The sequence below is a fragment of the Enterovibrio paralichthyis genome (assembly GCF_019209835.1).
Lineage (GTDB): Bacteria > Pseudomonadota > Gammaproteobacteria > Enterobacterales > Vibrionaceae > Enterovibrio > Enterovibrio paralichthyis.
The window spans coordinates 1-1757 of record NZ_JAHUTS010000060.1 but is presented as its reverse complement, the minus strand read 5'-3'; the positions used below and the strand labels follow the sequence as shown (position 1 = coordinate 1757).

1 protein-coding gene is annotated in these 1757 nt (G+C 59.9%); it reads left to right on the top strand.

The features are described 5' to 3' along the window. The first annotated feature begins 28 nt into the window (after positions 1-28). Positions 29-1522, top strand: a complete 1494-nt coding sequence (locus tag KU854_RS24640; RefSeq protein ID WP_001120888.1) for an IS91-like element ISCR2 family transposase — start codon at positions 29-31, stop codon at positions 1520-1522. The last annotated feature ends 235 nt before the right edge of the window (positions 1523-1757 follow it).

Below are 1757 nucleotides of genomic sequence, written 5' to 3'. Positions count from 1 at the left end.
TAAACACAGTATTGCAAGGACGCGGAACATGCCTCATGTGGCGGCCAGGACGGCCAGCCGGGATCGGGATACTGGTCGTTACCAGAGCCACCGACCCGAGCAAACCCTTCTCTATCAGATCGTTGACGAGTATTACCCGGCATTCGCTGCGCTTATGGCAGAGCAGGGAAAGGAATTGCCGGGCTATGTGCAACGGGAATTTGAAGAATTTCTCCAATGCGGGCGGCTGGAGCATGGCTTTCTACGGGTTCGCTGCGAGTCTTGCCACGCCGAGCACCTGGTCGCTTTCAGCTGTAAGCGTCGCGGTTTCTGCCCGAGCTGTGGGGCGCGGCGGATGGCCGAAAGTGCCGCCTTGCTGGTTGATGAAGTACTGCCTGAACAACCCATGCGTCAGTGGGTGTTGAGCTTCCCGTTTCAGCTGCGTTTCCTGTTTGCCAGCCGGCCCGAGATCATGGGGTGGGTGCTGGGCATCGTTTACCGCGTCATTGCCACGCACCTGGTCAAGAAAGCGGGCCATACCCACCAAGTGGCCAAGACGGGCGCGGTCACCCTGATCCAGCGTTTTGGATCGGCGCTCAATCTGAATGTTCACTTCCACATGCTGTTTCTCGACGGTGTGTATGTCGAGCAATCCCACGGCTCAGCGCGTTTCCGCTGGGTCAAGGCGCCGACCAGCCCAGAGCTCACCCAGCTGACGCACACCATCGCCCACCGGGTGGGTCGCTATCTGGAACGGCAAGGCCTGCTGGAACGGGATGTCGAAAACAGCTATCTGGCCTCGGATGCGGTGGATGACGACCCGATGACACCCCTGCTGGGGCACTCGATCACTTACCGTATCGCTGTCGGTTCACAGGCGGGGCGAAAGGTGTTCACTTTGCAAACTCTGCCGACCAGTGGTGATCCGTTCGGTGACGGGATTGGCAAGGTAGCCGGGTCCAGCCTGCACGCCGGCGTGGCGGCCAGGGCCGATGAACGCAAGAAGCTCGAACGGCTGTGCCGGTACATCAGCCGCCCGGCGGTATCCGAGAAGCGGCTGTCGTTAACACGAGGCGGCAACGTGCGCTACCAGCTCAAGACGCCGTACCGGGACGGCACCACGCACGTCATTTTCGAACCATTGGATTTCATTGCAAGGCTGGCCGCCCTGGTACCGAAGCCCAGAGTCAACCTAACCCGCTTCCACGGGGTGTTCGCACCCAACAGTCGGCACCGGGCGTTGGTCACGCCGGCAAAACGGGGCAGGGGCAACAAGGTCAGGGTGGCTGATGAACCGGCAACACCAGCACAACGGCGAGCGTCGATGACATGGGCGCAACGGCTCAAGCGTGTTTTCAATATCGACATCGAGACCTGCAGCGGCTGCGGCGGCGCCATGAAAGTCATCGCCTGCATTGAAGACCCTATAGTGATCAAGCAGATCCTTGATCACCTGAAGCACAAAGCCGAAACCAGCGGGACCAGGGCGTTACCCGAAAGCCGGGCGCCACCGGCTGAGCTGCTCCTGGGTCTGTTTGACTGACGAGCCTGAAGGCCAACGATACCAATCAAAATGCTGCGTTCACAGCGCCGCGGCAGGGATCCGCCGTGCTGGTTGTCGGAAAAGGAGCCGCTAGTGGGAAAGAGGAGGGTAAATTTTCAGCGTTGCTGGCTCCCCGTCAGCCGGATTGGGTTGCATCGCAGGGGTGTCGAAAGAGTCAACTGCGGTCCAAAGCTGTTGGACTTGGGTGAAAAGGGCGTTTATTCTTCCTATACGT